At 45.3% G+C, this 258-nt stretch carries 1 protein-coding gene; it reads left to right on the plus strand.

Annotated elements, in window-relative coordinates; translation table 11 throughout:
- The coding region (locus tag AC0IW9_RS31195) for a carboxypeptidase-like regulatory domain-containing protein (RefSeq protein WP_471652171.1) at positions 1-258 on the plus strand (258 nt) is incomplete at both ends.

Consider the following 258-nt stretch of genomic DNA (forward strand, 5'->3'; position numbering starts at 1 on the left):
GTTTACGATTCATCGGGTTAAGGCGGGAAGCTACACCATTAAAGCTTCGGCGGTTGGCATAAATGCTTCGGAGAAACCAGTAACCGTTGCGGCCGGTGAAACTAAAACCATCGACTTTGTATTATCTGAAAATGACCAGGCTTTAGAAGAGGTTACAATCGCGGGAAAAAATAACCGATATAAAATTAGTCTGCCATCGGCATCGCTGCGCTTAAACGAGCCACTGCTCGAAGCGCCTCAAAACATTCAAACAGTAAG

The organism is Belnapia sp. AC561 (genome assembly GCF_979252845.1).